Origin of the sequence: Streptomyces sp. R302, assembly GCF_012927245.1 — a bacterium.
Classification (GTDB): Bacteria; Actinomycetota; Actinomycetes; order Streptomycetales; family Streptomycetaceae; genus Streptomyces.
On record NZ_JABBGE010000005.1, the window covers coordinates 199,807 to 225,735 of the forward strand.

Sequence of the window (25,929 nt, forward strand, 5' to 3'; positions counted from 1 at the left end):
GCCCGTGGGGGTGCGGTCCTCGGGTGTGCGGCCCGTGGGGGTGCGGTTCCGTGGGGCGTGCGGCCCTCGGGTGTGCGGTTCGTGGGGGTGCGGTCCCAGGGCGTTCGGCCTGTGGAGCGTGCGGTCCCCGGGTGTGCGACCCCGGGCCTGCGGCCCGCGCCGGGCTTCGGTGCGGGTGACCCGGCCCACGGGCCGGGTCGGCTGCCCCCCCGGCCGAAGGCCGGTGGGGCGGTGCCCCGTGGGCTTGGAGCCGGCTGGGAGGCCGCCTGCCGGGCCGCAGCCCGTGGGACTTGTGGCTGTGGCCCGTGGGCCAGCGGCTGGCTTCTCACGGTGCACCCGGGGTACCCCGTGGTGGTGCCGACGGCGAGCCCTGCAGGGCCTCGCTGTCCGGTGAGGCTGGCGCTCCACCGGACCGACGTCCACCGACCGGAGCCGGTCGGGCCAGCAGGCCCTCCCGGTTGACCCCGGTGGCCCGGGACGGGAGACGCGCCGTTCGCCGCGGGCCCTCGGCGCGGCCGACGCGCTCCGGACGCCTGTGGCTCCGCCGGCCGCCCCGTTGGCCGCCCGCGCGGCACGCTGGTGGGGTGGGACCACCAGCGTGCTGCATCTCGCCGGGAGTCGGGCCGGTTTCGGTCCCGCCCCGCCGGGGCGGCCCGCCCGCGCCGGAGCCGTACCGCCGCCCAGCGGCGTACGGCGGCGTGGTCCGGCCTGGCGGCGTGGTCCGGCCTGGCGGCGTGGTCCGGCCTGGCGGCGTGGTCCGGCCTGGCGGCGTGGTCCGGCCTGGCGGCGTGGTCCGGCCTGGCGGCGTGGTCCGGCCTGGCGGCGTGGTCCGGCCTGGCGGTGCGGTCCGGCCTGGCGGTGCGGTCCGGACCGCACCGCCGTACGACGCCCCAAGCGTCGGGGCGCGGCGGCCCTGCCCGGCGTCGGGTCCAGCCGCCCGGCGTCAGCCCAGGGTGTTCGCGACGCCCTTCTTCGCGTTCTCCCAGGCCTTCTCCGGGGCGAGGCCCTTGCGTTCGACCTCGCTCAGGGCGTTGGTGATCTGCTGGCTGATGTTCTGGTCGTGGACGCCGAGCACCTGGACCGGCGCCGCCTTCGCCGCGTCGCCGAAGATCTGTCCGATCGGCGCGCCGGAGAAGTACGGGTCCGTCGTGCCGGCGACCTCGGTGATCGCGCCGGTCGAGGACGGGAAGTTGCCCTGCTTGGTGAAGATCTTCGCCTGCTGCTCCGGCGCGGTGAGCCACTTCACCAGCTCGTACGCCTCCTTCTTGTGCTTCGCGGCGCGCGGCACCGCGAGGTAGGAGCCGCCCCAGTTCCCGGCGCCGCCGGGCAGCGCGGCGATGTCCCACTTGCCCTTGCCGGTCTCGCCGGCCTGGCCCTTGATGTAGCCGAGCATCCACGCGGGGCAGGGGATCGTCGCGAAGGAGCCCGCGGCGAAGGCCTGGTTCCACTGCGGGGACCACTGGTCGAGCTTGGCGCTGAGCCCGGCGTCGCTCGCCTCGACGGAGGTCTCCCAGGCCGTCTTCAGGGCGGGGTTGGTCTCCCAGATCAGCGCCCCGGAGGCGTCGTAGTACCGCTCCTTCTCCTGCCCGATCATGATCGAGTAGAGGCTGCCCACGCTGTCGAGCCACGCGCTCTTCGCGGGGGCCTTCGCCTTGTACTGCTTGCCGAGCTCCAGGTAGCCGTCCCACGTGGACCACTTCTTCGCCAGCTCGGCCCGGTCCGTCGGCAGTCCGGCCTGCTCGAAGAGGTCCGTGCGGTAGCACATCGCCTCGGGGCCGACGTCGGTGCCGAGGCCCAGCACCTCGCCGTTCTTCCCGGTGGCGGCGGCCCACTTCGCCTCGGCGAACTGGCCCTTCAGCCCATCCGCGCCGTACTTCCGCAGGTCCTCGAAGCGGTCGGCCTGCTGCTGGGTGACGGAGGCGATCCGGCCGACCTCGATGCCCTGGACGTCGGCGAGGCCGCCGCCGCCGGCGAGCCGGGTCTGGAGCGACTTCCAGTAGTCGGCCTCGTCCTCGGTGTCGGTCTGCTTGATGGTGACCTCGGGGTGGAGCTTCTCGTACTCGGCGTAGAGGCCGGCCTCCTTGTAGCCGAAGGAGCCGAAGAGGTCGACGGTCACGGTGACCTTGCCGCCCTCCTTGCCGGAGGCGCTGTCGGAGGCTCCGGAGCCGCAGGCGGCGAGCAGGGAACCGGTGAGCACGACCGCTCCGATGCGGAGGGCTGCCTGGGTGGCGGCTCGGGTGATGGGCATGGACGGGCTCCCTTGGAGTCAGGGCGGAGAAGGGGGAACGGGGGAGGCGAACGGTGTGGCCCCGGGTCCTGGCGGAGCCCGGAGGCCGTTCTTGAGAGCGCTCTCAAGAACGGACTGGAGCGTGCCCCGACTCGCCCGTTCCCGTCAAGACTCGAAGGCGTAACGGCTCGGAATCGAGGGGTTCCTACGAGGCCGTGATCCCAACTCCGCTTTCGGTCCCCTCTCTTGACGCCCAGGTTTCGGGAGTTTTACGTTGCGCACTGCTGAGAGCGCTCTCAAGAACCGTCACGCCCGAGCACGAACCCCCACGAATCCCTCCTCCGAGCCAAGAGGTGCTGTACGTGTCAGCTCCCCGCTCCCGACCGGCCGCGTCGCTGGTCCTCACCGCCGCCCTGGCCGCCGCCGGTCTCGTACCGGCCGCCGCCGGGTCCGCCTCCGCCGCCACCGTCCCCGTGGGCGCGGGCGGATACTCCGACACCCGCCCCGCCGGGACCTCCGGTCCCACCACCAACACCGGGACCCCCGTCACCCCCAAGGTGACTGCCGCCGCCAAGGACCGGCCCGTCCCCACCAACGACTGGTGGTCCTCGCTCGCCTTCCAGCGCTACGGCGACAACCCGTACTCGACCCCCATGTACGGGCATCCGCTCACCTACCAGGCCGTCGCCGGCGGCCTGGAGATCGGCTACCCGACCACCCCGGCGATCGTCGGCGACGGCCGCCAGTACGAGTTCCCCCACAAGGCCGACCTCACCCTCGGGCTCACCGGGCTCAACTCGCCCGACACCAGGGCCGACGACTGGTCCGACTGGACCGTCACCCCCCTCTGGTCCGACGGCGCCCGCACCCTGCGCACCACCATCGGCCACGGCCTGCCCTACGTGTACGCCAAGGGCACCGGCGGCGACGCCCGGATCACCACCGCCGCCCCGCCCACCGTCTTCGCCGACCAGGGCAACGTCCTCGGCATCACCGTCGCGGGCCACCACTACGCCCTCTTCGCCCCCTCCGGCACCGACTGGAACGTCTCCGGCACCACCCTCACGGCCGGCCTCGGCGGCAAGGACTACTTCTCCGTCGCCGTCCTCCCCTCCACCGACGCCCTCGCCACCTACCGGCGCTACGCCTACAGCTTCGTCACTGGCTCCCGCGTCGCCTGGTCCTCCTCCGGCGGCAGGGCCGACGCCACGTACACGCTCACCACGGAGGCGAAGGAGGGCACCGAGACCGGCACGCTCCAGGCCCTCTACCGGCACCAGTGGCTGAACTCCACCGACCCCCTCACCCCGTACACGTACGTCTCCCCGCGCGGCACCATGAAGGTCCGCGAGGGCCGCTCCTTCTCCACCAGCCGCAAGCAGGCCGCCGTCCTGCCCGGGCTGCCCGCCACCGGCGCCGTCGACCAGGCCCGGCTGCGTACGTACCTCAACGAGGTGGTGAACTCCGCCGACCCGTTCTCCGGGGCCACCGACACGTACTGGACCGGCAAGGCGCTCGGGAAGCTCGCCCAGCTCGTGCCGCTCGCCGAACAGCTCGGCGACACGGCGCTGCGCGACCGGCTCCTCGGCCTGATCAAGGGCCGGCTCCAGGACTGGTTCACCACCGGCGGCGCGAACGAGTTCTCGTACGACCGCACCTGGAAGACCCTGACCGGCTACCCGGCCTCCTACGGCAGCGACACCGAACTCAACGACCACCACTTCCACTACGGCTACTACGTGTATGCCGCCGCGATCGTCGCCCAGTACGACCGGGCCTGGGCCGCCGACTCCGCCTGGGGCGGCATGGTGAAGACCCTCGTCCGCGACGTCGCCAACCCCAGCCGCACGGACACCGCCTTCCCCTTCCTGCGCGGCTTCGACGTGTACGCCGGACACAGCTGGGCCTCCGGCCACTCCGGCTTCGCGGCCGGCAACAACCAGGAGTCGTCCTCCGAGTCCACCAACCTCAGCGCCGCCCTCGTCCTGTGGGGCTCCGCCACCGGCGACGCCTCCCTGCGCGACCTCGGCGGCTACCTCCTCGCCACCGAGTCCGACGCCATCGGCCAGTACTGGTTCGACGCCGACCAGCAGGTCTTCCCCGGCTCCTTCGGCCACGACACCGTCGGCATGGTGTGGGGCAGCGGCGGCGCGTACTCCACCTGGTGGACCGCCAACCCCGAGGAGATCCACGGCATCAACACCCTCCCGGTGACCTCCGGCAACGCGCTGCACATGGGCGCCTATCCGGGCGCGATCCGGCGCAACCTCGCCGAGATGGAGCGGGAGAACGGCGGCCCGGCCGTCGAATGGCGCGACATCCTCTGGGAGTTCGAGTCGCTCGCCGAACCGGCCCGCGCCAAGGGCAGGTTCGACGCCGTCGGCGGCAACTACACGCCGGAGGCGGGCGAGTCCCGCGCCCACACCTACCACTGGCTGACCACCCTGGACGCGCTCGGCGCCCCCGACGCGACCGTCACCGGCTCCGTCCCGGCCTCCGCCGTCTTCCTCAAGGGCACCGAACGCACCTACGCCGCCCACAACTACGGCTCCGCGCCGATCACCGTCACCTTCTCCGACGGCAAGTCCCTGACCGTACCGGCCCGTTCCACCGCCACCGGAAAGGGCACCGGCACCATCCCCTGCGGTCGGCCCGGCGGGCCCGCCTGCCCCGAGCCGAGCACCGGCGACACCTTCCGGCTCGCCTCCGGCGGCACGCTGACCACCGCCACCGACACCACCGCCGGCAGCGACACGATCGCCTCCGCCGGCGGCGCCAACCACGACGGCACCCCGCACCAGCCGCTCGTCTACGTGGCGCGGAACGTCACCGGCACCCTCACCCCGGGCGCCGCCACCGCCTTCCGCCTCGCCGTGGACGCCGGCACCTCCGTCGGCCTCGGCCAGCAGGTCCGGATCAGCTACGACCTCACCGGCGACGGCACCTTCGAACGCACCGAGACCTACCACTACTTCGCCACCGACCCGGTGCCCGGCTGGGAGCGCTACGACCAGAACCGCGGCCTGAAGTCCGCCACCGGCACCCTCGGCGACCTCCGCGGCGGCACCGTCCGCCTGGAGGTGTGGAGCGCCATCGGCAACGGCCCGTCGACCGTCCGCACCGGCACGGCCGACTCGGTCGTCGTCATCCCCTTCGACTGACCTGGGCGCCGGGCCTCACGCCGAGGCCCGGCGCACCAGCGTCGTCGGCGTGATCAGCGGGTCCGGGGCGGGCGCCCCGGACCCCTGCTCGTTCAGCAGCCGCATCAGCAGCCGCACCATCAGCCGCCCCATGCCCTCGATGTCCTGCCGGACGGTCGTCAGCGGCGGGTCCGTGCGCTCGGCGATCGACGCCACGTCGTCGAAGCCGACCACGGCGACGTCCTCCGGCACCCGCAGCCCCCGCTCCCGCAGCACCCGCAGCGCGCCCGAGGCCATCAGGTCGTTGGCGGCGAACACCCCGTCCACGTCGGGCCGCCGGTCGAGGAGTCCGGCCATCGCCCGGGCGCCGCTCTCGGCCGTGAAGTCGCCGTGCCCGACGAGTGCCGGATCCGGGTCCCCGAGCGCGTCGCGGTAGCCGTCGGCGCGGTCCACGGCCGAGGTCTGGTCGCGCGGACCGGCCAGGTGCGCGACGGTCCGGCAGCCCCGGTCGACCAGGAGCCGGACCGCCTCGCGCGCCCCGCCGCGGTTGTCGCAGTCGACGTACGGCATGCCGGGGCCGATCCCGTCCGTCGGCCGGCCGCCGAGCACCGTCGGGATCTTCGCCCGGCGCAGCACCGCCGCCAGCTCGTCCTCGTCGTGCAGGGAGAAGGCGAGCGCGCCGTCCACGTGCCCGCCGCCGAGGTACCGGGCGATCCGGTCGTGGTCGCCCGGACTCTCCACCCACAGCAGCACCAACTGCGAGTCGTGGGCGGTCAGTTCACGACTGATGCCGCGCACCTGCTCCTGGAAGAAGGGGTCGGAGAAGATCCGGAACTCGGGCTCCGCGATGACCACCGCCACCGCGTCGTTGCGCCGGGTGACCAGGGTGCGGGCCGCCAGGTTCGGGACGTAGCCGAGCTCCTCCACGGCCTGCCGCACCTTGTCGACCAGCGGAGCGCGTACCCCCGCGCCCCCGTTGACGACCCGGGAGGCCGTGGCCCGCGACACCCCGGCACGGGCCGCGACGGCCTCCAGGGTGGGGCGCGCCCCCGTCGTCTGCTCGGCCACGTAGGCCCCCTTCGTCTGCTCGGACCGGGTCAGGATATCCGTACCGGGCAGGGTCTTGAGAGCGCTCTCTGGATCACCGGCGGGCGGGGCGGTGGGTCACTCCCGGGCCGGGGCGAAGGAGACGAGACGGGGCTGCCGCTGGGCGTCGTCGCCGCTGACGCCGTTGGGCATGGCGAGGATCCTCCCGCCGACCTGGAGGACGCGGCCCGCCATCGTGCTGTACTCGGCCTCGGCGGCGGCCGCCGGGTGCTTCATCAGCACCTTCTCCGTGTCGGGCCCGCCCTTGCCGAGGACGAAGGTGCGGCCGGGGCGGCTGGGGGTGGCCGACTCGTACACGACAGTTCCCGTCGCGGAGCGGAAGCCGACCGGTGTCAGGGTCCTGCCGTCGTGCGTCCGGATTCCCCAGAGGAGCTTCCCGGTCGCCAGGTCGTAGGCGCCGACCCGGTCCGTGCCGCCGACGTGGACCAGTCCGTGACCGACGACGATGCCCGGGCAGGGCTGGAGATCCGCGTCGATGCCGACGTGCACGCAGTGCTCGAAGCCCTTGGGGCGCGGGTCGATGGTGCGGCGCAGCTCGCCCCGCGGGCCGAGGGCGACGATCCGCCAGTCTTCAGTGAGCCGTTCGTTGTCGATCGAGGTGTACACCACCGGGTCGACAGAGATCATCCGCTCCATCTGCCGGCCGGCCGGGGTCCGGTGGCGCCAGCGCACGGCGCCGGTGCGCGGATCGAGCTCGCGGAGCTGGGAGTACTGCTTCCGGCGGTCGACGCCGAGCGCGCAGGTGGCGGTGACGAGGAGCCTGCTGCCGCCGGCCACCTGGTCGGGGTGGCAGCGGCCCGGGTTCTCGGTGGGGACGGTGAAGAGCCGGGACCCGTCGGAGACGCGGAAGGCGGCGGCGCCGAGGCCCTCGGCGACGGCGAGGGTGTCCCCGCTGATCGCGGTGTGCACGATGATGGCGGGCGTGTCGCGGGAGGGGTCCCGCAGCAGCTCCTTCGTCCAGCCCGTCTTCCCGGTTCGCAGGTCGATCATCCGGAACCGGTCGCAGCGGGCGCCCCGCTGGGCGCCGCTGGTCGCGAGGACGAGGACGATCCGGCCGTCCGGCGTCGCGTGCTCCGGCGCCTCGCAGACCGGGGTGGGCAGGGTGAGGTTCCAGACCTCGGCGCCGTCCGAGAGCCGGTAGGCGGTGACCTCCCGGTACAGGGCCTGGACGATCGTGTCGCCGACGATCCAGGGGCCGTCGACGGGGACGGTGCGTCGGGGCAGGTCCGTCGTGTCCGAGGCGATCCAGGCGGAGGCCTCGCCGGGGCGGCGGGCGGCGGCCAGCTCCTGGGCGGTGGGGACGTGGACCGGTTCGGGGGTGCGGAGGGTGGGCTTGGGGGAGGTCGTCCCGGCGGATGGCGTGGCGGTGTTCTCCGGCGCGGTGTTCTCCGGCGCGGCGTTCGCCGGCCGCGCCCGCTCGACGCCGTCCCCGAGGCCGTATCCGTACCAGCCCGCTCCGGCCACCGCGGCGACGAGCAGCGCCAGGCCGACGGCGAGCGCGGTCAGCGCGCGGTCGCGCCGGGGGCGGGGGACCGGTGCGGGGGCCTGCCGCCCCGGCGGATACCAGGACGGCGGTGTGTACGACATCGGGGGTCCCCCTGTGGATCACCGGCAGGTCGGAATTGCATTCTAGAATCTAATTCTGGTTTGGTCGTAGCATAGCGGCGCGGCACAGCGGCGCGCGTGGAAGGCGGCGCCGGCCGGCGACACAGGCGACACCGACGCGGGACCGGGGGCGACGATGGTGCGGACCGACGCCGAACAGGGCGGCTACGAACAGCGGATGAGGGAGGCGGCGGCACGGGAGCGGCTCGGCGCCCACCGCGGCGGCCACGCCTCGTCCGCGCCGGCGCGCAATCGCGGCGCCCTCGGGGTCGCGGTCCTCGCCGCCGTCCTCGCGGCGGCCGCCGTCGCCGCGCTCGCCGGCGGCTACGGCCCGCTCGCGATGGTCCCCGGACTCCCGCTCGTCCTCTGCCTCTTCTCCCTCCTCGGCCACCTCTTCTTCGGCAGCCGTACCCGCGACGCGCGCCTGGAGCAGTACGAGGGCGGGCTGGTCGTCCACCTCAAGGGCCGGATCCGGGTGGTCCGTTACGCCGACACGAAGATCCTCGACAACACCGTCCGCCGCACCCGGTACGGACAGACCCTCTCGGTCACGTACTCCTTCGGCCTCACCGACACCGAGGGGCGCAACCTCGTCGTCGGCAGCGTCTTCACCGGCGGCGAGATCTGGGGCCCGCTGCTGCGTCAGGACTCCGCCCGCGCCCAACTGCCCGGCGCCCTGGCCCGCCTCGACGCCGGCGAGCGCCTCGACTTCGGCCTGGTGTGGCTCACCGCCGCCGAACTCGGCTCGGGGCGCGCCTCCGCGCCCTGGCGCACGGTCCACGGGGTCGAGATGGCGGACGGCACCCTCACCGTGCGGGCCGAGGGACGGCGCGGACCGCTGGTCGTCGCCCCCACCCGCTACCTCGCGAACACCCCGCTGCTCCTCACGCTGATGGAGACCCTGCGCGTGCGGTGAGAGCGCGCGAACTCCCCTCCCTCAGTACTTACTTCAACTCTTGACGCAAGCTGGTCCAGACCTCTGGCTTCTCGGTGCGCGCAGCCCCCGTTCTCCCCCACCCGGGCCCGTCCTCCGGCCGCCCGGCGAACTCCGAGGAGCGTGTCCTCCCCATGCGCAGAAGCCGATTCTCCGGGCGGGCCCTGGCCCTGACGGCCCTCACCGCCGTCCTGTCCGCCCTCTTCACCGCGGCGCCCGCCGAGGCCGCCGAGGGGTCCGTCACCGGACTCGCCGGCAAGTGCGTCGACGTCGCGGCGGCGAGCAGCGCCAACGGCACCGCCGTCCAGCTCTACACGTGCAACGGGACCGACGCCCAGCGCTGGTCCAACCCCGGGGACGGCACCCTGCACGCCCTCGGCAAGTGCCTCGACGTCGTCGACCGGGGCACCGGCGACGGCGCCTCGGTCCAGCTGTGGGACTGCAGCGGCGGCGCCAACCAGCAGTGGGCGGTCACCGCCGCCCGCGACATCGTCAACCCGGCCGCGAACAAGTGCCTGGACGTCCGCGGCAACAACAGCGCCGACGGCACCCGGCTGCAGATCTGGAGCTGCACCGGCGCGGCGAACCAGAAGTGGAACGCGCCCGCGAGCGGCGGCGGCACCCCCGACCCGTCCGGATTCGTCGTCACCGAGGCGCAGTTCAACCAGATGTTCCCGAACCGGAACCCCTTCTACACGTACGCGGGTCTGGTCGCCGCGACCAAGAAGTACCCGGCGTTCGCGGGCACCGGTGGCGACACCGTGAAGAAGCAGGAGGCCGCGGCCTTCCTCGCCAACGTCTCCCACGAGACGGGCGGCCTGGTCCACATCGTGGAGCAGAACACGGCCAACTACCCGCACTACTGCGACGGGAACCAGCCGTACGGCTGCCCGGCCGGCCAGGCCGCCTACTACGGCCGCGGCCCGATCCAGCTCTCCTGGAACTTCAACTACAAGGCCGCCGGCGACGCCCTCGGCATCGACCTCCTGAACAACCCCTGGCGGGTCGAGCGCGAGCCGGACGTCGCCATGATGACCGGCCTCTGGTACTGGAACACCCAGAACGGCCCCGGCACCATGACCGCCCACGACGCCATGGTCGACGGCGCCGGCTTCGGCCAGACCATCCGCTCCATCAACGGGTCCCTGGAATGCGACGGCCGCAACCCGGCACAGGTCCGGAGCCGCGTCGACGCCTACCTCCGGTTCACCTCGATCCTCGGGGTGGCGCCGGGCGGCAACCTGTACTGCTGACGCCTCCGTGACGGCGCGAGGGGCGGCGGCCGGTTCGATCCCGGCACCCGCCCCTCACGCACGCTCAGGCGGTGGCGTCGAGGACCGCCCGGAAGCGGGCCCGGCCGGTGAGCATGTGCTCGTACGCCTTCGGGGCCTCGGAGAGCGGGAAGAGCTCGATGCTCGGTCTGATCCGCTGGGCGGCGCTGAAGGCGAGGTTGTCCTCGTTCTCGATCGGGGTGCCGGTGAGGTGGCCCTGGACGGTGCGGGTGCCGATGATCAGCTCCCCGGTGTCCACCTGCAGCGGGTCGGCGGCGGCGCCGAGGACCAGCAGACGGCCGCGCGGCGCGAGCCCCGCCACCAGGGGGCTCATCGAGGCGCCGGAGGACGCGGTGGCCAGGACGGCCGCCGCGCCGCCCAGCTCCTGCAGGACCTGCGCGACGTCCTGCGCGGTGCTGTCGACGTAGTCGTGGGCCCCCAGCTCGCGGGCCGCCGCCTCCTTGTCCCGGCCGCGGCCGACGGCGACGACGCGGTACCCGAGCGCGCGGGCGTACTGCACGGCGAGGTGCCCGAGCCCGCCGATGCCCTGCACCGCTATGAGCGCGCCCGGCCTGGCCCCGCTCCGCTGGAGGGCGGTGAACGTGGTCAGTCCGGCGCACAGCAGCGGCGCCGCCTCGGCCGGCGGCACGCCGTCGGGCACCCGGACGAGACCGCTGGCCCGCGCGTACACCACCTCCGCGTATCCGCCGTCGATCGTGGTCCCGGTCTGCTCCTGGTCCAGGCAGCTCACGAAGTCGCCCCGGCGGCACGGGTCGCACTCCCCGCAGTGCCCGGCGAGGAAGCCGACGCCGACGCGCTCGCCGGTCCGCCACGCGCGGACCCCGGGGCCGACCGCGTCGACCACGCCGACGACCTCGTGCCCGGGGACGATCGGCTGCGCGGGATCGGCGCGCATGCCCTCGGCCGCGAGGACGTCGGTGTGGCAGATGCCGCAGAACTCGACCCGGATCCGGACGTGGTTCGGAGCGGGGTCGACTAACTCCCGATCGACGAGGCGGAAGTCCTGGGATCCGGTGACTTCGACGGCGCGGTAGGTGTCCATGTGCTCGCTGCTCCTGGGATAGGCCGGTGGTTCGGTGGCTCGGTGGTTCGGTGGTTCGGTCGTCGGTGGTTCGGATGCCGGTGGTTCGGAAGTCAATATGACCGACCGTCTTTCGATCGGCAAGCATGGATCTCGAGGAGTCGTTCGGGTCAAATGCCCCTGATCGGAGGTGATTTGACGGCACCCTGGACGGCAGCCGTTCGTATCCGGGGCGAGGAGAGCGAGGAGAGCGCAGTGGGCAGGCACAGCGTGCGCGAGCAGTTGGTCCAGGGTGCCGTGGAGTGCTTCCACCTGCGCGGGTTCAACGGCACCGGCATCCAGGACATCGCCCGCGCGGCCGGAGCCCCCAAGGGGTCGGTGTACAACCACTTCGCGAGCAAGGAGGACCTGGCCGCCGAGGTCCTGGAGCGCTACGCCGCCTCCCGCGAACTCGCCCGGCTCGACGACCCGACGCTCGATCCCCTCCCGCGGCTGCGGGCGCACTTCGCGTACCTCGCCGACGACCTCGAACGCTTCTCCTTCGAACGGGGCTGCCTCTTCGGGACCTTCGGCGCCGAACTCTCCAACCAGAGCGACCTGCTCCGCGACCGGGTGGAGACCGGCCTCGCCGCCTGGACCGAGGCCGTCGTCCGCGTCCTCGACGAGGCCCGCGCCGCGGGCGACCCGACCGGTCCGCTCGCCCCCGAACGGCTGGGGCCGTTCCTCGTCGAGGCGTGGGAGGGCGCGGTGCTCCGCGCCAAGGTCTCCCGGAGCCGGGCCCCGCTCGACGGCTTCTTCGCGGTCCTCGACGCGCTCACCGCCTGACGTACACCCGCTGTGCCCGCGTTCACCCGTGGTGGTGGTCGCGGCCCGTACCGTCCGCCCGGCCCGCCCGCGTGCGGCAGCGTGACCGTCATGAACGCCCGCCGCGCCGTGCTCCCCCTGCTCACCGCCCTCCTCGTCGGCGGCTGCGTCGCCCTCCCGGAGCAGGCCGCGCCGCCTGCCCCGCAGCCCCCGGGCACCAGGCCTCCCGCGCTCGCGCCCGCCGCCCAGCGACCCCCGTCGGCCCTCCCGGTGCCGCCGGAGCCGCCGGTGGAGGCCGAACCCCGGGAGGAGCTGGCGGAGGCGGAGCCCCGGGAGACCGGCCCCGGAGCCGTACCCCCTCCTGTTCGGTCACCCGCTCCCTCACCCGTTCCCGCTCCCGTTTCGCGTCCGGCGCTCCGCGCGGCGACACCTCGGACCACGGAACCCCGTACGACGGCACCCCGTACCAAGGCCCCCCGCCCGCCGGCAGCGGCGCAGCCGCGCCCGCCCAGGACCCGCGCCGCGACCCCGCCCCGCGGCCCCGCGCCCACCGCCCGCCCGGCGGCGGGGGAGACGCTCCCCGAGATGCGGAGCCTCTGCCGTGAGGCACGGCGGATCGACGCGCCCATGGGGGCGGCGGAACTGTGCCGGAGCATGTACGGGAGCTGAGGGCTCCGCCCCGCGAAGTGGCCCAGTCCCACAGCCCGTCAATGGACCAGGGAACGCAGGCCACTTCGCCCTACCGTCGTGTCCATGGCGAACACCACCCCGACGCACCCCACCCTCAAGCCCCCTGCTCCCCAAGGCCCCACCCGTCCCGCCGCGCCCCGCACCCTCCTCCTCGCCCAGCTGAGCAACTCCGTCGGCGACGGCGCGTACTACGTGACGTCCGCGCTGTACTTCACCGGTGTCGTCGGGCTCTCCGCCACCCAGGTCGGGGCGGGGCTCGCCGTCGCCTGGGCGGTCGGGTCACTGGCGGGCGTGCCGCTCGGGACGCTCGCCGACCGGCGCGGACCGCGCGGCGTCTCCGTGCTCCTCGCGCTCGCGACGGCGGCGGCGGTCGCCGCCTTCCTCGTCATCGACTCCTTCCCGGCCTTCCTCGCCGCCGCCACCCTCTTCGCCTCCGCGCAGAGCGGGCTGGCCGCCGCCCGGCAGGCACTGCTCGCCGGACTGGTCGCCCCGGCGGACCGCACGGCGGTCCTCGCCCGGCTCCAGGCGGTCCTGAACGCCGGACTCGCCGTCGGCGCGGCCCTCGGCGGCATCGCCCTGCACGCCGACACACGGGGCGCGTACCTCTCCGTCCTCGCCCTCGACGCGGCCGGCTTCGTCCTCGGCGGCGTCCTGCTCGCCCGTCTCCCCGCACCCCCCGTCGCGCCCGGCCGCACGGTCAGGGCCTCCGGGACGGCGGTCCTGCGCGACCGGCCGTATGTCGTCCTCACCCTCCTCAACGCCCTGATGCTGCTGCGGATGCCGGTGCTGAGCCTCGCCCTGCCGCTGTGGATCGTGCAGCGGACCGCCGCGCCCGGCTGGACGGTCTCCGCGCTCTTCGTCCTCAACACCGCCGCCGTGACCGTCTTCCAGGTGCGCGCCGCCCGCTCGGTCACCGACCTGGGGTCGGCCTCGGCGGCGGTGCGGGGCGCGGGCGCCGTCATGTCCGCCTCCTGCGCCGTCTTCGCGGTGACCGCGCTCCCGGGTCTCGGCGCCGGGGCGGCCACCGCCGTCCTCGTCGCCGGCGCGGTGCTCCACGTGGTCGCCGAGATGCGGCACTCGGCCGGCGCCTGGCAGCTGGGCCTCGGGCTCGCCCCCGCCGACCGGATCGGCCAGTACCAGGGCTTCTTCGGCGCCGGTGTCCCCGTCGCCCGCACCCTCGGGCCGCTCGTCGTCACGACCCTCCTCATCGGCGTCGGCACCGCCGGCTGGCTCCTCCTCGGTGCCGTCTTCGCCCTGGCCGGCGCCGCCACCGGCCCGGTCGCCCGCTGGGCGGCCCGGACCCGGCCCGCCGACGCCTGAGACCCGGGACCGGTACTCAGCTCCGCGCTCCGGCCTCCGCGAGGAGGGCGAAGCCGTGGCGGTCGACGGAGGCGGTCGTGGCGGCCAGGACCACCGTGCCGGTGCCCGACGCGCGGTCCAGGCCGAGCCAGGAACGGAAGCCGCCGGTGCCGCCGTTGTGCATCGTGACGGTCAGGTTCCGGACCCTCAGGGTGATCCAGGCGGCGCCGATCCGCGTCCCCGTGGTGAAGGGGACGACGGGGTCGAGCGCGGCGATCCCCGGCGCCGTGCCGTCGAGCAGGGCGGCGGTGAGGCGCGCCATGCTGCCGATGTCGGCCCGGATCCCGCCGGCCGGCCCCAGCGCCTCGCCCGTCCACGGCTCGCGCGGCCGGCCGCGCGAGGTCGTGCCGGTGAGCGCGCCCGGCCGGAGCCCCGCCGGTCCGGCCGGGAGGTAGAACGGGTCGAGGCCGAGTGGGGTGCTCATGCGGTCGGCGACGAGTCGCTCGTACGACGTCCCGGCGGCGACCGCGAGCGCGTGCCCGAGGAGCTCGAACCCGAGGTTGGAGTAGCGGGGCCGCGGCGAGCGGAGCCGTACCGCACGCGCCTGGTCCAGCAGCTCGACGACGGACTCGCCGTACGGGTTGGTGCCGTGCCGCCAGAGCGCGTACGTCCGCCGCCACGGCCGCGCCGAGCCCGGCACCCTCGGCAGCCCCGACCGGTGCGTGGCCAGCGCCCCCAGCGTCACCCCGCCCGCCGGCACGTCCGCGAGGGGCAGCAGCGCCCCGAGCGCCGTCCGTGCCGTGACCTCCCCGCGCCTCAGCGCGTCCGCGTACAGCAGCCCGGTCACGCCCTTCGACACCGACCCGATCTCGTAGTCGGCCCCGAGCCCCGCCCCGACCGAGGCCACCACCGTGCCCCCGGGCCCGACCACCGCCGCGGCGACCGCGAACCGCCCGCCCGTCAGCTCCCGCAGCCGCCCCGCCAGCCACGCGTCACCGTGCTCCCCGCCCGTCCGCTCCCCGCCCGTCCGCTCCCCGCCCGTCCGCTCCCCGTCCATGCGGCCACCCTAGAAGTCCGCGCGACGGCCGCCCAGCCCCTCTGTGACCCACGTCACGGATTCCGCTTTCCCTCTTTCCGTTATCGCCGTCCTCCGCACAGGCTCTCCCAGGCGCAGGAAACTCCAGGACGGGCGAGAGAAGGACGGACGGCGTGCAGCGGACGATGGACACGGACCGGATGGCGGAATGGACCACCGAGCGGATACGGGCGGCGCAGTACGGGGACCCCTGGGCGTGCGACCAGGTCCTCGGCGCCCACCAGCCGCTCGTCCACGCCCTGGTGTCCCGCGCCCTCGACACCCGCCCCGCCGCCGCCGTCGACGCCGTCGTACGGGACACCCTGCACCGTGCGCAGGCAGCCCTGCACACCCTGCCGTACCCGGAGGCGTTCCGGCCCTGGCTCCTCGGCCTCGCCGTCGACGCCGTCCTCGGCCACGCCGCCGTCGGACACGACGGACTCGACGGGGGCGGGGGCTGGCTGGACATCCAGGACGCGGTCCTCGCCGCGTTCGGTGCGCTGGAGGCCGAGGGGCTGCTCCCGCGGTACGAGACGGCCGCCGCGCTCCAGTGGACGCCTGAGGACACCGCGGCGCGGATCGAGACGGCGTGGGTGCGCGCCGAGGCCGCCCGGTCCGTGGGCGCCGCCCTGGCGCGGCGGCCCCGCTGCCCCGGCCTCCAGGAGCTGACCGCCGGTTGGGACGGACGCCCCGGCGCCGGCTGGCGCGACCACCTCGCCCAGCACACCCTGTGGTGCGCCCTCTGCGGCTCGGCCGCAGAGGGCGCAGTCGTGCCTTCTGTCGTCGTCCCGTCCGCCGCCGTCCTGTCCGCGGTGGCGGCCGAGCCCGCTGCCGCCGCATACGGCGTGGACGGCGCAGCGGACACCGCCGCCGCCGACGCCTTCGCGGAAGAGGCGACGCGGGCCTATGACCTCGGCGGGCTCGCCCCCGTCGCCGCCCCCGACGGGCACCGGGCGACGCGCGGGGACCGCCGCCGGCGGCGGCAGGCCGAGGAGCGGACCCGGCGGCGCGCCGCCGTCGCGGCCGGCATCGCGGTCGTCGCGGTGACGGGCGGGGCGTTCTCGCTGTACGGCGGCGGCCGGGACGGCAAGGAGGTCATGGAGGCCAACCGCGCGGCCGCCCCCGGCCCCGACACGCCCCTCACCCACGACCCGGACTCCCTCTCCACCACCCCCGCCGACCTCGGCGCGACCCCCTCCGCGTCCACCACGTCCCCCGGCCGGACGACCGCCTCCGCCACGCCCGGCGGCGGGGCCGGGAAGACCGCCACCGCGCGCCCCACCACGGCGACCCCCACCCCCCGGCGCACCACCGCGATCCCCACCCCCACGCCCACCCTCCCCAAGAAGACCGCCGCACCGACGACGGCCGCGCCGAAGCCCGCCCCGACCACCGCGTCGCCGACGGCCGGCACCGACCCGGCCCCGGGCGGCGGCGCGCAGAACGACCCCGGCAACGCCTCCGCCGCCGACCAGGTGCTGTCGCTCGTCAACGCCGAACGCGCCAAGGCGGGTTGCGGACCGCTCACCGCGAACGCGACCCTCGCGCGCGCCGCGCAGGGCCACTCCGACGACATGGCGGCCCGCGACTTCTTCGACCACACCAACCCCGACGGCGCCGACCCCGGCGACCGCGTCACGGCCGCCGGCTACCCCTGGTCCACCTACGGCGAGAACATCGCCATGGGACAGCGCACGCCCGAGCAGGTCATGGAGGCGTGGATGAACAGCCCCGGCCACCGCGCGAACATCCTCAACTGCGACTTCAAGGAGCTCGGCGTCGGCATCCACGACGACGGCGGCCCCTACTGGACCCAGGTCTTCGGCGCCCGCTGACCCGTACGCACGCTGAAACCCGTACGCCCGCCGACTCGTGTGCGTACACCCGCTCCCGTGAGGTGCGTGGCGGGCCCGTGACAGACTGGCCTGCCCGCGCCTCACCCGAACGGCCGACCGGAGGTCCGATGTCCGTGCGCCCCCGGTCCGACGCGGCCGGACCGCTGCTCGTACGGTACGGAGCCGAGGCGCCGGAGGCCGCGGTGCTCCTGCTGCACGGCGGACGGGCCGACGGACTGGAGGCACCGCCACTGCTCAACCTGCCCGCCCTGCGCATGCGGCCCTTCGCCGAGGCCGTGCGGCGGGCGGCGCGGGGGACGGCGGTCCTGGTCGCCGAGGGCCGCTACCGGCACCGGGGCTGGAACGGCGAGCGCGCCGACGCCGCCCGGGACGCCGAGGCCGCGCTCGCCGGGCTGCGGGCGCGGTTCGGGGAGATCCCGGTCGTCCTCGTCGGCCATTCGATGGGCGGACGGGCGGCGCTCGCCGTCGCGGGGGACCCGGCGGTCCGCGGCGTCGTCGCCCTCGCCCCCTGGTGCCCGCGCGACGAACCCGTCGCCCACCTCGCGGGCCGCCGCCTCCACCTCCTCCACGACGAGACGGACCGGGTCACCGTGGCCCGCGACTCCTGGGAGTTCGTCCGCCGCGCCCGCGAGGCCGGCGCGGACGCGACCGGCATCCCCATGCCGGCCGGCGGCCACACCATGCTCCGCGCCGCCGGCCTCTGGCACCGGCGCGCCACCGAACTGGCCCTGGAGACACTGGCCTCCGGCCGCTAGGGCCTGACCGCTCTCCGAAGCCTCCGATTCGCGGGAGCGGGCATATCGGGACAGGATCGGGCGTAGCGGGGGCGCGAGCCCCCGCGCGGTCGGAGGAGGCGCAGTGGCTGAGCTCATCGTGATCGGGTACGAGGACCGTGCCGTCGCCGAGGAGGCCCTCGGCACCGTGCAGGACCTGCAGCGCGACCAGGTCGTCGGGCTCAACGGCCTCGCCGTCGTCTCCGTCGACGCGGAGGGGCGCACCCACGTCGACACCTCCAACCGGGTCGTCGGGGTGACCGCCGCGACGGGTGCCCTGTGGGGCACCATCTTCGGCATCCTCTTCCTCGCCCCGGCCGTCGGCGCCCTCACCGGCGCCGCGCTCGGCGGGCTCGTCGGCCGGCTCAGCCAGTCGGGCGTCGACGAGCGGTTCCGGCAGCAGGTCGGCGATCTGCTGCGGCCCGGCGCCGCCGCGGTCGTGATCATGGCCGCCAAGCTCACCGAGGACAAGTTCACGGCGGCGATGCAGCGCCACGGCGGCACCGTCCTGAAGACCTCCCTCAGCGACGCGGACGAGAAGGAGCTCGCCGAGCAGCTCGCCGGAGCGGAGTGACGGCGCCCGCCCCGTCCGCCGTGCCGCTCCTCCGCCGTGCCGCCCCGTCCGCCGTGCCGCTCCTCCGCCGTGCAGCTCCTCCGCCGTGCCGCTCCTCCGTCGTCCGCCCGCCGTGCTCTCCCCCCCACCCCCGCAGGAAGGCCCCCCATGGATCCCGTGCTCAGCAGTGAGGTGCTCGCGAAGCTGCGTCAGCCCCGGCCGTACCCGGCCGTCTCGCTGGTGATGCCCACCCACCGCCGTGAACCGGACAACGCCCAGGACCCGGTGCGGCTGCGCAATCTGCTCTCCGAGGCCGAGAAGACGCTCGCCGGCGACCCCGACGTACCGCGTGAGCGCCGGCTCGACCTCCTCGACCAGTTGAGCCGCGCCGCCGCCGAGGTCGACCTCGCGCACGCCGAGGACGGGCTCGTCATCTACGCGGCGCAGGGCGAGCACCAGGTGTGGTCGCTGCCCAGGACCGTGCCCGAGCGGGTGGTCCTCGCGGACACCTTCCTCACCCGCAACCTCGTCGCCGCCCGCGCCGCCGAGCAGCCCTACTGGGCCCTCGCCGTCTCCGCGGACCGGGTCTCGCTGTGGAGCGGCGACCCCGAGCGGGCCGTCGAGGCCGCCCGGGACGGCTTCCCGCTGACCCGCAGCCTGGAGGACCGGGACGTCGAGCGGAAGGAGCGGGTCGGCGACGTCCCCGGCGCCTTCCGGGACGAGGCCGCCCGCCGGTTCCTGCGCGGGGCGCACGAGAAGCTGCGGGTCCTCCTCGCGGCCGAACCCCGCCCGCTGTACGTGCTCGGCACCTCCGAGGCCCTCGGCCTCCTGGAGGAGCTGGGCCCGCCGGCCCCGGAGACCGTGACCGTCCGGCACGGCGGCCTCGCCGACGGTCCGGCCGCCGCGGTCCACGCCGCCGTCGAGCCCGCCCGCGCCGCCCGCGAGGCCGACGCCGTCAAGGGGCTCCTGGCCGACCTGGACGCGGCCCGGGGCCGCCGCGAGTTCGCCGGTGGCATCGACGAGGTGTGGCGGGCCGCGAAGGAGGGCCGGGCCCGCCTGGTCGCCGTCGAGGACGACTTCCGGACGGTCGTACGCGAGGAGGGCGAGCACCTGGAACCGGCCGAGGCCGGCGATCCCGGGTCCCGGGACGACATGGTCGACGAGATCGTCGAACGGGCCCTGGACACGGGTGCGGAAGTGCGGTTCGTGCCCGGTGGCACGCTCGACGGCCGGCAGCGGATCGCGGCCGCGCTGCGCTACTGACCCCGCCAGCCCTGACGCACCGCCGGGACGGGACGCTCGTACGCACGGGCGTCCCGTCTCCGCTTCCCGAGTCCTTGCCCCGTCCCCGTCCCCGTCCCCGACCTCGTCCCGTCCCCGACCCGTCCCCGTCCTGCCCCCGCCGCCGTCAGGGCGCCCCGCCCACCCGGAAGGCGAGCATCGCCGTGTCGTCGCGGTGGTCCGAGAGGCCCTGGAGGATGCGGAGCAGGTCCGGCAGGGACTGGCGGCGGCAGCGGGTGGCCTCGGAGGCCAGTCGGCGCTGGCCCTCGTCGATGGGGGCGGACGGCGTCTCGATGAGCCCGTCGGTGTACAGCAGCAGGGTGTCACCGGGGCCGAGCACGTGGACGTGGGTCGTACGGAGGAAGTCCGAGGCGACGCAGAGCGGCGGGTCCGCCGCGCCGGGCAGGTAGGCCGCGTCGCCGGCGGCCGGGACGACGAGCGGCGGCGGGTGGCCCGCACTGGACCAGCACAGCAGCCACGTGCCGTCCGCGCGGCGGCGCAGGACGGCGTGCAGGGCGGTGGCCAGCGGGGCCGTCCCCAGACCCGCGGAGACGTGGTCGAGACGGGCGAGCACCGCGTCCGGCCTGGCGCCCGGCCCGCCCGCGTACGCCAGGGCCCGCAGCATGCTCCGCATCTGGCCCATCGCCGTCGCCGCCGTGAGGTCGTGGCCGGCCACGTCCCCGATGTCGAGGACGAGCGTGTCGTCCGGGAGCCTGAAGGCGTCGTACCAGTCCCCGCCGATCTCCCCGCTGGAGCTGGCCGGCTGGTAGCGCGCCGCCAGCGTCCCGCCCCGGACCCGCGGCGGCTCGGTCAGGTGCGCCCGCTGGAGGCTGAGGGCGGTGCGCCGGGCCTGCTGGAGGTCGAGGACCTTGCGGATCGGGCGCTGGGCGTGGTGCAGCACCTCCCGCAGGAGCTCGGTCTCGGCCGGGCCGGGGATGGGCGTGTCGCCGTTGCTGCTGGTCGCGGCGTAACCGAGCACCCGGTCCTCGACGATCAGCGGGATCAGCGTCAGGCTGGTGGCCCCCGAGGCGTGCAGCCAGCGTTCGCTCACGGTCGGGATCAGCCCGGGCGGCACCGGCGCGCCCGGCACGAGCCGGAAGGTGACCGGTTCGCGGTGGTCGAGGACCTTCCGCACCGCGGGCGTCACCGCCACCCCCTGGCCGCGCAGGGCCGGCGGCGCGGGCAGCCCGGGGCGGGTCGCCGAGGCGATCCGCCGCGCCGTCACCCCGGCGTGCTCGGGCAGCGGCCACTCGTCGTGCGAGAGGAGGAGGACCAGGCAGGCGTCGGTGAGCTCCGGCACCACCACCTTCACCACCTCGGCGAACGCCTCGTGCAGACTCGCCCCCGACACCGCCGCGACCTGCGCGAGGAGCCGCTCGCGCAGCCGGGTGCCCCAGGCGTCCTCGACGTCGGCCGTGGCCGCCACCCACTCGGTGAGCCGGCCGTCGCGCAGGACCGGCACGGAACGCGTGGTCATGTGCCGGTACGAGCCGTCCTCCGCCCGCACCCGGAACGTCGCCTCGAACACCGCGGGCCGCCCGCCGTCGCCTCCGCCGGCCGCGCGCCGCCACGCCTCGCTCAGCCGCTCCCGGTCCCGCGGATGGATGTGCGCGTACCAGCCCGCGTCGGCCCGTCGCCGCCAAGGGGTGCCCGTCAGCCGCTCCCAGCCGGGGACGATCTCCTCCATGCCCCCGTCGGGCCCCATCACCCACACCATCTGCGAGACGGCGGAGACGAGGTCCTCGTACCGCTGGAGCGCCAGTGTCTCGGCCGTGGTGTCCATGGCCAGGACCAGGATCCCGGGCCCGTGGTCGGTGGTGACGGCGCTGCACGAGTAGACGAAGTGCCGGGACTGCCCCGGCTGCCCGGGGTCGGGCCGCCGCTCGCCGACGACCTGCCGGGCCCGTCCGGTGTCCCGTACGGACTCCAGGACCGCGAGGAACCGATGGCCGTCCGAGTCGGGGAACGCCTCCCGCGCGGGGACCCCGAGCCGCCGCACCCCGAAGAGCCGGGTGAAGGCGGAGTTCGTGTAGATCAGCCGTCCCTCGGGCCCGGCGAGCACGGAGACGGCGGCGACGGTCCCGTCGAACATGCGCGGATCGACGGGGGGCCCGCCGACGCCGGCTCCCATGGCGGCGGCCGGGCCCGTGCCCGTACCGGAGTCGTCGGGTCCGGGGCCGTCCGGGTCGCCCGTGGTTTCGCCGGCCTTCACGTACTCATCATCAGGGCGCGGGCCGTTTCCGGCCCGCCGCCGGCCCGCCGCCGTCCGGCCGTCCGGCGCCCGGACGGCGTTCGCCCGGCACTCGGGACGGCGTTCGCACGGCGTTCGGACGGTGTGGTTGACGCGCGTCGACCACAGGGGCCAGGCTTCCCCCCGACAGGTTCGCTGACAGATGCATGACATGTCCCGGCGTGCCCGCGCCGGGGCTCGTGCGCCCGTTGAGGTGGAGGCCCGCCCGATGCTCCTGCACAGCCGCGCTCCCGTTCCCCCCGCGACCGCGACCGCGACCGCGACCCGGGTGTCACCCGTGTCCCCGGTGGCCCGACTCCTGCTCGCCCTCGTGCTGCTGCTCGCCGGTTTCACCGGTGTCGTCGCCGGCGCGGGGCCCGCCCGCGCCGACGGGTGCTACACCTGGTCCCGCACCCTCTCCCAGGGGGCGAGCGGCGCCGACGTCACCCAGCTCCAGATCCGCGTCGCCGGCTATCCCGGCTACGGCGCCGTCCTCGCCGTCGACGGCTCCTACGGGCCGGCCACCGCCGCCGCCGTGAAGCGCTTCCAGTCCGCCTACGGACTCGCCGCGGACGGGGTCGCCGGACCCGCGACCTTCAGCAAGCTGTACGCCCTCCAGGACGACGACTGCACGCCGATCCACTTCACCTACGCCGAACTGAACAACTGCAACTCGACCTGGTCGGGCGGGGCCGTCAGCGCCGCCACGGCCAAGTCGAACGCCCTGCGGACCATGTGGAAGCTGGAGGCCCTCCGGCACGCCCTCGGCGACCAGCCCATCCGGGTGACGAGCGGTTTCCGCAGCACCTCCTGCAACGCGGCGGTCGGCGGCGCGACCGGCAGCCGGCACCTGTACGGCGACGCGGCCGACCTCGGCGCCGGGCCGCACTCCCTGTGCCGACTGGCCCAGCAGGCCCGTAACCACGGCTTCAACGGCATTCTCGGCCCGGGCTACCCCGGCCACTCCGACCACACCCACGTCGACCACCGTTCCAGCCGGTACTGGTCCGCCTCCTCCTGCGGCATCTGAGCCCGAGGCGCCGGAACGAGCCGTCCCGAGCCACCCCGCGCCACCCCACCTGCCCGGCCGCGCGTCCCCGCGCGGCCGGGCAGGTGCTCCGGGTGGATCAGGGTCAGTACATGACGCCGACGTGCGCCAGCGCCTGCTTCAGGAGCACGCCGTGGCCGCCGGGCATCTCGCTCTGCACCGTGGCGGAGGCCGCTTCCCTCGGGCTGAACCACACCAGGTCGAGGGCGTCCTGACGCGGTCGGCAGTCGCCGCTGACCGGGACGATGTAGGCGAGCGAGACGGCGTGCTGCCGGGGGTCGTGGAACGGGGTGATGCCGGCCGTCGGGAAGTACTCGGCGACCGTGAACGGCTGGAGGGACGCGGGCACGCGGGGGAGGGCGACCGGGCCGAGGTCCTTCTCCAGGTGCCGCAGCAGGGCGTCCCGGACGCGCTCGTGGTGCATCACGCGCCCCGAGACGAGGGTGCGGTTGATCGTTCCGTCGGCGCCGATGCGGAGCAGCAGTCCGATGCTCGTGACCTCGCCGCTGTCGTCCACCCGGACGGGAACGGCGTCGACGTAGAGGATCGGCATCCGGCCTCGGGCCGTGTCGAGCTCGTCCGAGGTCATCCAGCCGGGCGTGGTCTCAGTCATGTCAGACATCGCCTGATCATACTTTCCGCCACGGCCGTACGGCCCGGATTCCGGCATCCGTCGTTCGGGTGAGCTCCGGAGGCGCCGGGCCGTACCCTTCCGCGTCTCACTTCACCGACCCGGCCATCACCCCCTGCACGAAGTGCTTCTGGAAGGCGAAGAACACCACCAGGGGCACGACCAGGGAGAGGAACGCCCCCGGCGCGAGGATCCCGATGTTGCTGCCGAACTGCCGCATCTGCGACTGGAGCGCCACCGTCAGCGGCTGGGACTCGCCGTCCGCGAAGAGCAGCGCCACCAGCATGTCGTTCCACACCCACAGGAACTGGAAGATCGCCAGGCTCGCGAGCGCCGGCCGCCCCAGCGGCAGCGCGAGGCGCCGGAAGATCCGCCACTCCCCGCCGCCGTCGATGCGCGCCGCCTCCAGCATCTCCCGGGGGATCTCCGCGAAGAAGTTCCGCAGCAGGAAGACCCCGAACGGCAGCCCGTACGCGACGTGGAAGAGGACGACACCGGCCACCGTCCCGAACAGCCCCACCGCGCCGAAGAGGCGGGCCACCGGCAGCAGCCCGATCTGCACCGGGACCACCAACAGCCCGACGACCACCAGGAAGAGTCCGTCCCGCCCCGGGAACTCCAGCCAGGCGAAGGCGTATCCGGCGAGCGCCGCCACCCCCACCACCAGGACGGTGGTGGGCACCGAGATCAGGACGGTGTTCCAGAACGCCTGGACGAGTCCCGAATCCTCCAGCAGCGCCCGGTAGTTGTCGAAGGAGAGCTGCGACGGTTCGGTGAGCGAGGTCCACCAGCCGTCCGCGGCGTTGTCCCGCTCCGAACGCAGCGAGGAGAGCAGCAGCCCGGCCAGCGGGGTGATCCAGACCAGGGCGACCAGGACCAGCAGCGCCTGCACCGCCGAACTCCCCAGCCACCGCGTCACCTTCGTGCCTCTCATCGCGAACCCTCCTTCCGGAAGCGCCGGATGTTGAAGACCATCGCCGGGACGACGAGCAGGAGCAGCAGCACGCTCAGCGCGCTGCCGAGCCCCTGGTCGTTCCCGCCGCCGAAGGAGACCAGCCACATCCGCGTGGCCAGGACGTTCGCGTCCTCCTGTACGGGACCGGGGGCGATGACGTAGACGAGGTCGAAGACCTTCATCACGTTGATCACCAGGGTCACGAACACGACCGTGAGGACGGGCGCGAGCAGCGGCACCGTGATCCGCCGGAAGATCTGCCGCTCGTTCGCGCCGTCCACCCGGGCCGCCTCCAGGACGTCACGGGGGAGGGCGGCGAGCCCCGCCCCGATCAGCACCATGGAGAAGCCGGTCCACACCCACAGGTAGGCGCCGATGATCGCCGGGGTGACGAGGGCCGGGCCGAGCCAGTCGACACCGCCGTATCCGGCGGCGAAGTTCGCGGCCGGCACCCGCAGCCGGTACGTCCCGTCACCGAGCCCGTCGAGCCGGAATGTGCCGTCGGCGGCCGTCCGCGCGGACGCCGCCACCGCCCCGTCCTCCCCGACCGCCTCGACCGTCATCCCGGGCAGCCCCTTCTCCCGGGCGTCGACGACCCCCGCCCGGCCTCCCGAGCCGGGCGTGAAGTCCAGGTACGCGGTCCCGGCCAGACCGTCCGGGGCGGGCTCGGGGGCGCGCGCCGGCTCCGCGCCCGCCGGTACGGCTCCGGGGGCGACGCCCACGAACGGCAGGACGGCGACGGAGCCGGGCCGCAGCCCGCCGCTCGTGTACCCGTCGGCGGGGTTGCCGGTGAGGCCCTCGCCGTCCCGGGCGCGGGCGGTCGGATAGGGGGACGGCTCGTCGAAGGCGTCGTGGACGCCCACGACGACCGCGTTGAGGACGCCCCGGTCGGGATCCTGCTCGTACGCCAGCCGGAAGACGATGCCCGCGGCGAGGAAGGACACCGCCATCGGCAGGAACAGCACGAGCTTGAACGCCGTCGCCCAGCGGACCTTCTCGGTGAGCACGGCGAGCACCAGGCCCAGCCAGGTGAGCAGCACGGGGGCGACGACCACCCAGACGGCGCTGTTGCGCAGCGCCTTCAGGGTGGCCGGGTCCCGGAACATCTCCACGTAGTTGTCCGCGCCGACGAACCGGTCGCCGCTCGCGTCGAACAGACTGCGGCCGACGGAGAAGACCACCGGGTAGGCGACGAGCGCGCCGAGGAGCAGCAGCGCGGGGAGGGCGAAGGCGGCGCCGAGCAGCCGCCTCCTGCGCAGGGCGCGGCGCAGGCTCGGGGTCCGCTTCGGTCCGGTCGCGTGCGTCGGTCCGGTGGCGTGCTTCGGGGCGGCGTCGGGCCGCGGTCCGATGGCGGGCTTCGGGTCGGTGGCGGGATCGGTGCTTCCAGGAGGCCGGTCCATGGCGGGCC

General features: G+C 74.8%; 20 protein-coding genes. 11 read left to right on the plus strand and 9 right to left on the minus strand.

What is annotated here, in order from left to right; translation table 11 throughout:
• Window positions 1-943: 943 nt before the first annotated feature.
• On the minus strand, window positions 944-2,248 hold the full coding sequence (locus tag HHL19_RS17235; RefSeq protein WP_169090514.1) for an extracellular solute-binding protein: 1,305 nt from the start codon (window positions 2,246-2,248) through the stop codon (window positions 944-946).
• 341 nt (window positions 2,249-2,589) lie between these two features.
• On the opposite strand from HHL19_RS17235, the gene HHL19_RS17240 reads away from it, so the two are divergent.
• A complete protein-coding gene (locus HHL19_RS17240; protein ID WP_169090516.1) occupies window positions 2,590-5,388 on the plus strand; it encodes a glycosyl hydrolase in 2,799 nt (932 codons plus the stop codon).
• A gap of 15 nt (window positions 5,389-5,403) precedes the next feature.
• Here the strand turns inward: HHL19_RS17240 and HHL19_RS17245 are convergent, their stop codons facing one another.
• Together HHL19_RS17245 and HHL19_RS17250 are read right to left on the minus strand one after the other, a co-directional pair.
• Entirely contained in the window at window positions 5,404-6,435 is a 1,032-nt protein-coding gene (locus HHL19_RS17245) for a LacI family DNA-binding transcriptional regulator (protein WP_169090518.1), read from the minus strand.
• Window positions 6,436-6,531: 96 nt separating this feature from the next.
• Entirely contained in the window at window positions 6,532-8,061 is a 1,530-nt protein-coding gene (locus HHL19_RS17250) for a PQQ-binding-like beta-propeller repeat protein (protein ID WP_169090520.1), read from the minus strand.
• A 154-nt stretch (window positions 8,062-8,215) separates the two neighbouring features.
• Between HHL19_RS17250 and HHL19_RS17255 the strand changes: the two genes are divergently transcribed.
• Together HHL19_RS17255 and HHL19_RS17260 are read left to right on the plus strand one after the other, a co-directional pair.
• Complete coding sequence (locus HHL19_RS17255; protein ID WP_169090522.1) at window positions 8,216-8,995, plus strand: DUF6585 family protein; 780 nt, start codon at window positions 8,216-8,218, stop codon at window positions 8,993-8,995.
• Window positions 8,996-9,147: 152 nt separating this feature from the next.
• On the plus strand, window positions 9,148-10,266 hold the full coding sequence (locus tag HHL19_RS17260; RefSeq protein WP_169090524.1) for a chitinase: 1,119 nt from the start codon (window positions 9,148-9,150) through the stop codon (window positions 10,264-10,266).
• Window positions 10,267-10,330: 64 nt separating this feature from the next.
• Here the strand turns inward: HHL19_RS17260 and HHL19_RS17265 are convergent, their stop codons facing one another.
• Window positions 10,331-11,347, minus strand: coding sequence for an alcohol dehydrogenase catalytic domain-containing protein (locus tag HHL19_RS17265; RefSeq protein ID WP_169090526.1), 1,017 nt, complete (start codon window positions 11,345-11,347; stop codon window positions 10,331-10,333).
• Window positions 11,348-11,581: 234 nt separating this feature from the next.
• Here HHL19_RS17265 and HHL19_RS17270 point away from each other — a divergent pair, with 234 nt between their 5' ends.
• The 3 genes from HHL19_RS17270 to HHL19_RS17280 all read left to right on the plus strand — a co-directional run bounded on the left by HHL19_RS17270 (window position 11,582) and on the right by HHL19_RS17280 (window position 14,140).
• Window positions 11,582-12,151, plus strand: a complete 570-nt coding sequence (locus tag HHL19_RS17270; RefSeq protein ID WP_169090528.1) for a TetR family transcriptional regulator C-terminal domain-containing protein — start codon at window positions 11,582-11,584, stop codon at window positions 12,149-12,151.
• A 90-nt stretch (window positions 12,152-12,241) separates the two neighbouring features.
• Window positions 12,242-12,799, plus strand: coding sequence for a hypothetical protein (locus HHL19_RS17275; RefSeq protein ID WP_169090530.1), 558 nt, complete (start codon window positions 12,242-12,244; stop codon window positions 12,797-12,799).
• An 84-nt stretch (window positions 12,800-12,883) separates the two neighbouring features.
• The gene (locus tag HHL19_RS17280) at window positions 12,884-14,140 is read left to right on the plus strand and encodes an MFS transporter (RefSeq protein ID WP_169090532.1); all 1,257 of its coding nucleotides are present in this window, start codon (window positions 12,884-12,886) and stop codon (window positions 14,138-14,140) included.
• Window positions 14,141-14,156: 16 nt separating this feature from the next.
• Here HHL19_RS17280 and HHL19_RS17285 read toward each other — a convergent pair whose 3' ends face one another.
• Window positions 14,157-15,176, minus strand: coding sequence for a serine hydrolase domain-containing protein (locus tag HHL19_RS17285; protein ID WP_169090534.1), 1,020 nt, complete (start codon window positions 15,174-15,176; stop codon window positions 14,157-14,159).
• A gap of 152 nt (window positions 15,177-15,328) precedes the next feature.
• Between HHL19_RS17285 and HHL19_RS38520 the strand changes: the two genes are divergently transcribed.
• From HHL19_RS38520 to HHL19_RS17305, 4 genes are all read left to right on the plus strand, one after another.
• Entirely contained in the window at window positions 15,329-17,029 is a 1,701-nt protein-coding gene (locus HHL19_RS38520; protein ID WP_169090536.1) for a CAP domain-containing protein, read from the plus strand.
• Window positions 17,030-17,157: 128 nt separating this feature from the next.
• Window positions 17,158-17,805, plus strand: a complete 648-nt coding sequence (locus HHL19_RS17295; protein WP_169090538.1) for an alpha/beta fold hydrolase — start codon at window positions 17,158-17,160, stop codon at window positions 17,803-17,805.
• Between the two features lie 103 nt (window positions 17,806-17,908).
• Entirely contained in the window at window positions 17,909-18,397 is a 489-nt protein-coding gene (locus HHL19_RS37305) for a DUF1269 domain-containing protein (protein ID WP_169090540.1), read from the plus strand.
• 147 nt (window positions 18,398-18,544) lie between these two features.
• Window positions 18,545-19,639 carry a chemotaxis protein gene (locus HHL19_RS17305; RefSeq protein WP_169090542.1) on the plus strand — a complete coding sequence of 365 codons (1,095 nt, stop codon included), beginning with the start codon at window positions 18,545-18,547 and terminating at the stop codon, window positions 19,637-19,639.
• Window positions 19,640-19,784: 145 nt separating this feature from the next.
• Here HHL19_RS17305 and HHL19_RS17310 read toward each other — a convergent pair whose 3' ends face one another.
• Window positions 19,785-21,869, minus strand: a complete 2,085-nt coding sequence (locus tag HHL19_RS17310) for a SpoIIE family protein phosphatase (RefSeq protein WP_169090544.1) — start codon at window positions 21,867-21,869, stop codon at window positions 19,785-19,787.
• A 247-nt stretch (window positions 21,870-22,116) separates the two neighbouring features.
• Between HHL19_RS17310 and HHL19_RS17315 the strand changes: the two genes are divergently transcribed.
• Complete coding sequence (locus HHL19_RS17315) at window positions 22,117-22,917, plus strand: D-Ala-D-Ala carboxypeptidase family metallohydrolase (protein WP_169090546.1); 801 nt, start codon at window positions 22,117-22,119, stop codon at window positions 22,915-22,917.
• A 103-nt stretch (window positions 22,918-23,020) separates the two neighbouring features.
• On the opposite strand, the gene HHL19_RS17320 is transcribed toward HHL19_RS17315, so the two are convergent.
• The 3 genes from HHL19_RS17320 to HHL19_RS17330 all read right to left on the minus strand — a co-directional run bounded on the left by HHL19_RS17320 (window position 23,021) and on the right by HHL19_RS17330 (window position 25,921).
• Window positions 23,021-23,557, minus strand: coding sequence for an NUDIX hydrolase family protein (locus HHL19_RS17320; RefSeq protein WP_206325277.1), 537 nt, complete (start codon window positions 23,555-23,557; stop codon window positions 23,021-23,023).
• A 97-nt stretch (window positions 23,558-23,654) separates the two neighbouring features.
• Window positions 23,655-24,500 (minus strand): carbohydrate ABC transporter permease, encoded by an 846-nt coding sequence (locus HHL19_RS17325; RefSeq protein ID WP_169090548.1) that lies wholly within the window; start codon window positions 24,498-24,500, stop codon window positions 23,655-23,657.
• On the minus strand, window positions 24,497-25,921 hold the full coding sequence (locus HHL19_RS17330; RefSeq protein ID WP_169090550.1) for an ABC transporter permease subunit: 1,425 nt from the start codon (window positions 25,919-25,921) through the stop codon (window positions 24,497-24,499). The genes HHL19_RS17325 and HHL19_RS17330 overlap by 4 nt, the downstream gene beginning before the upstream one ends.
• Window positions 25,922-25,929: the final 8 nt, after the last annotated feature.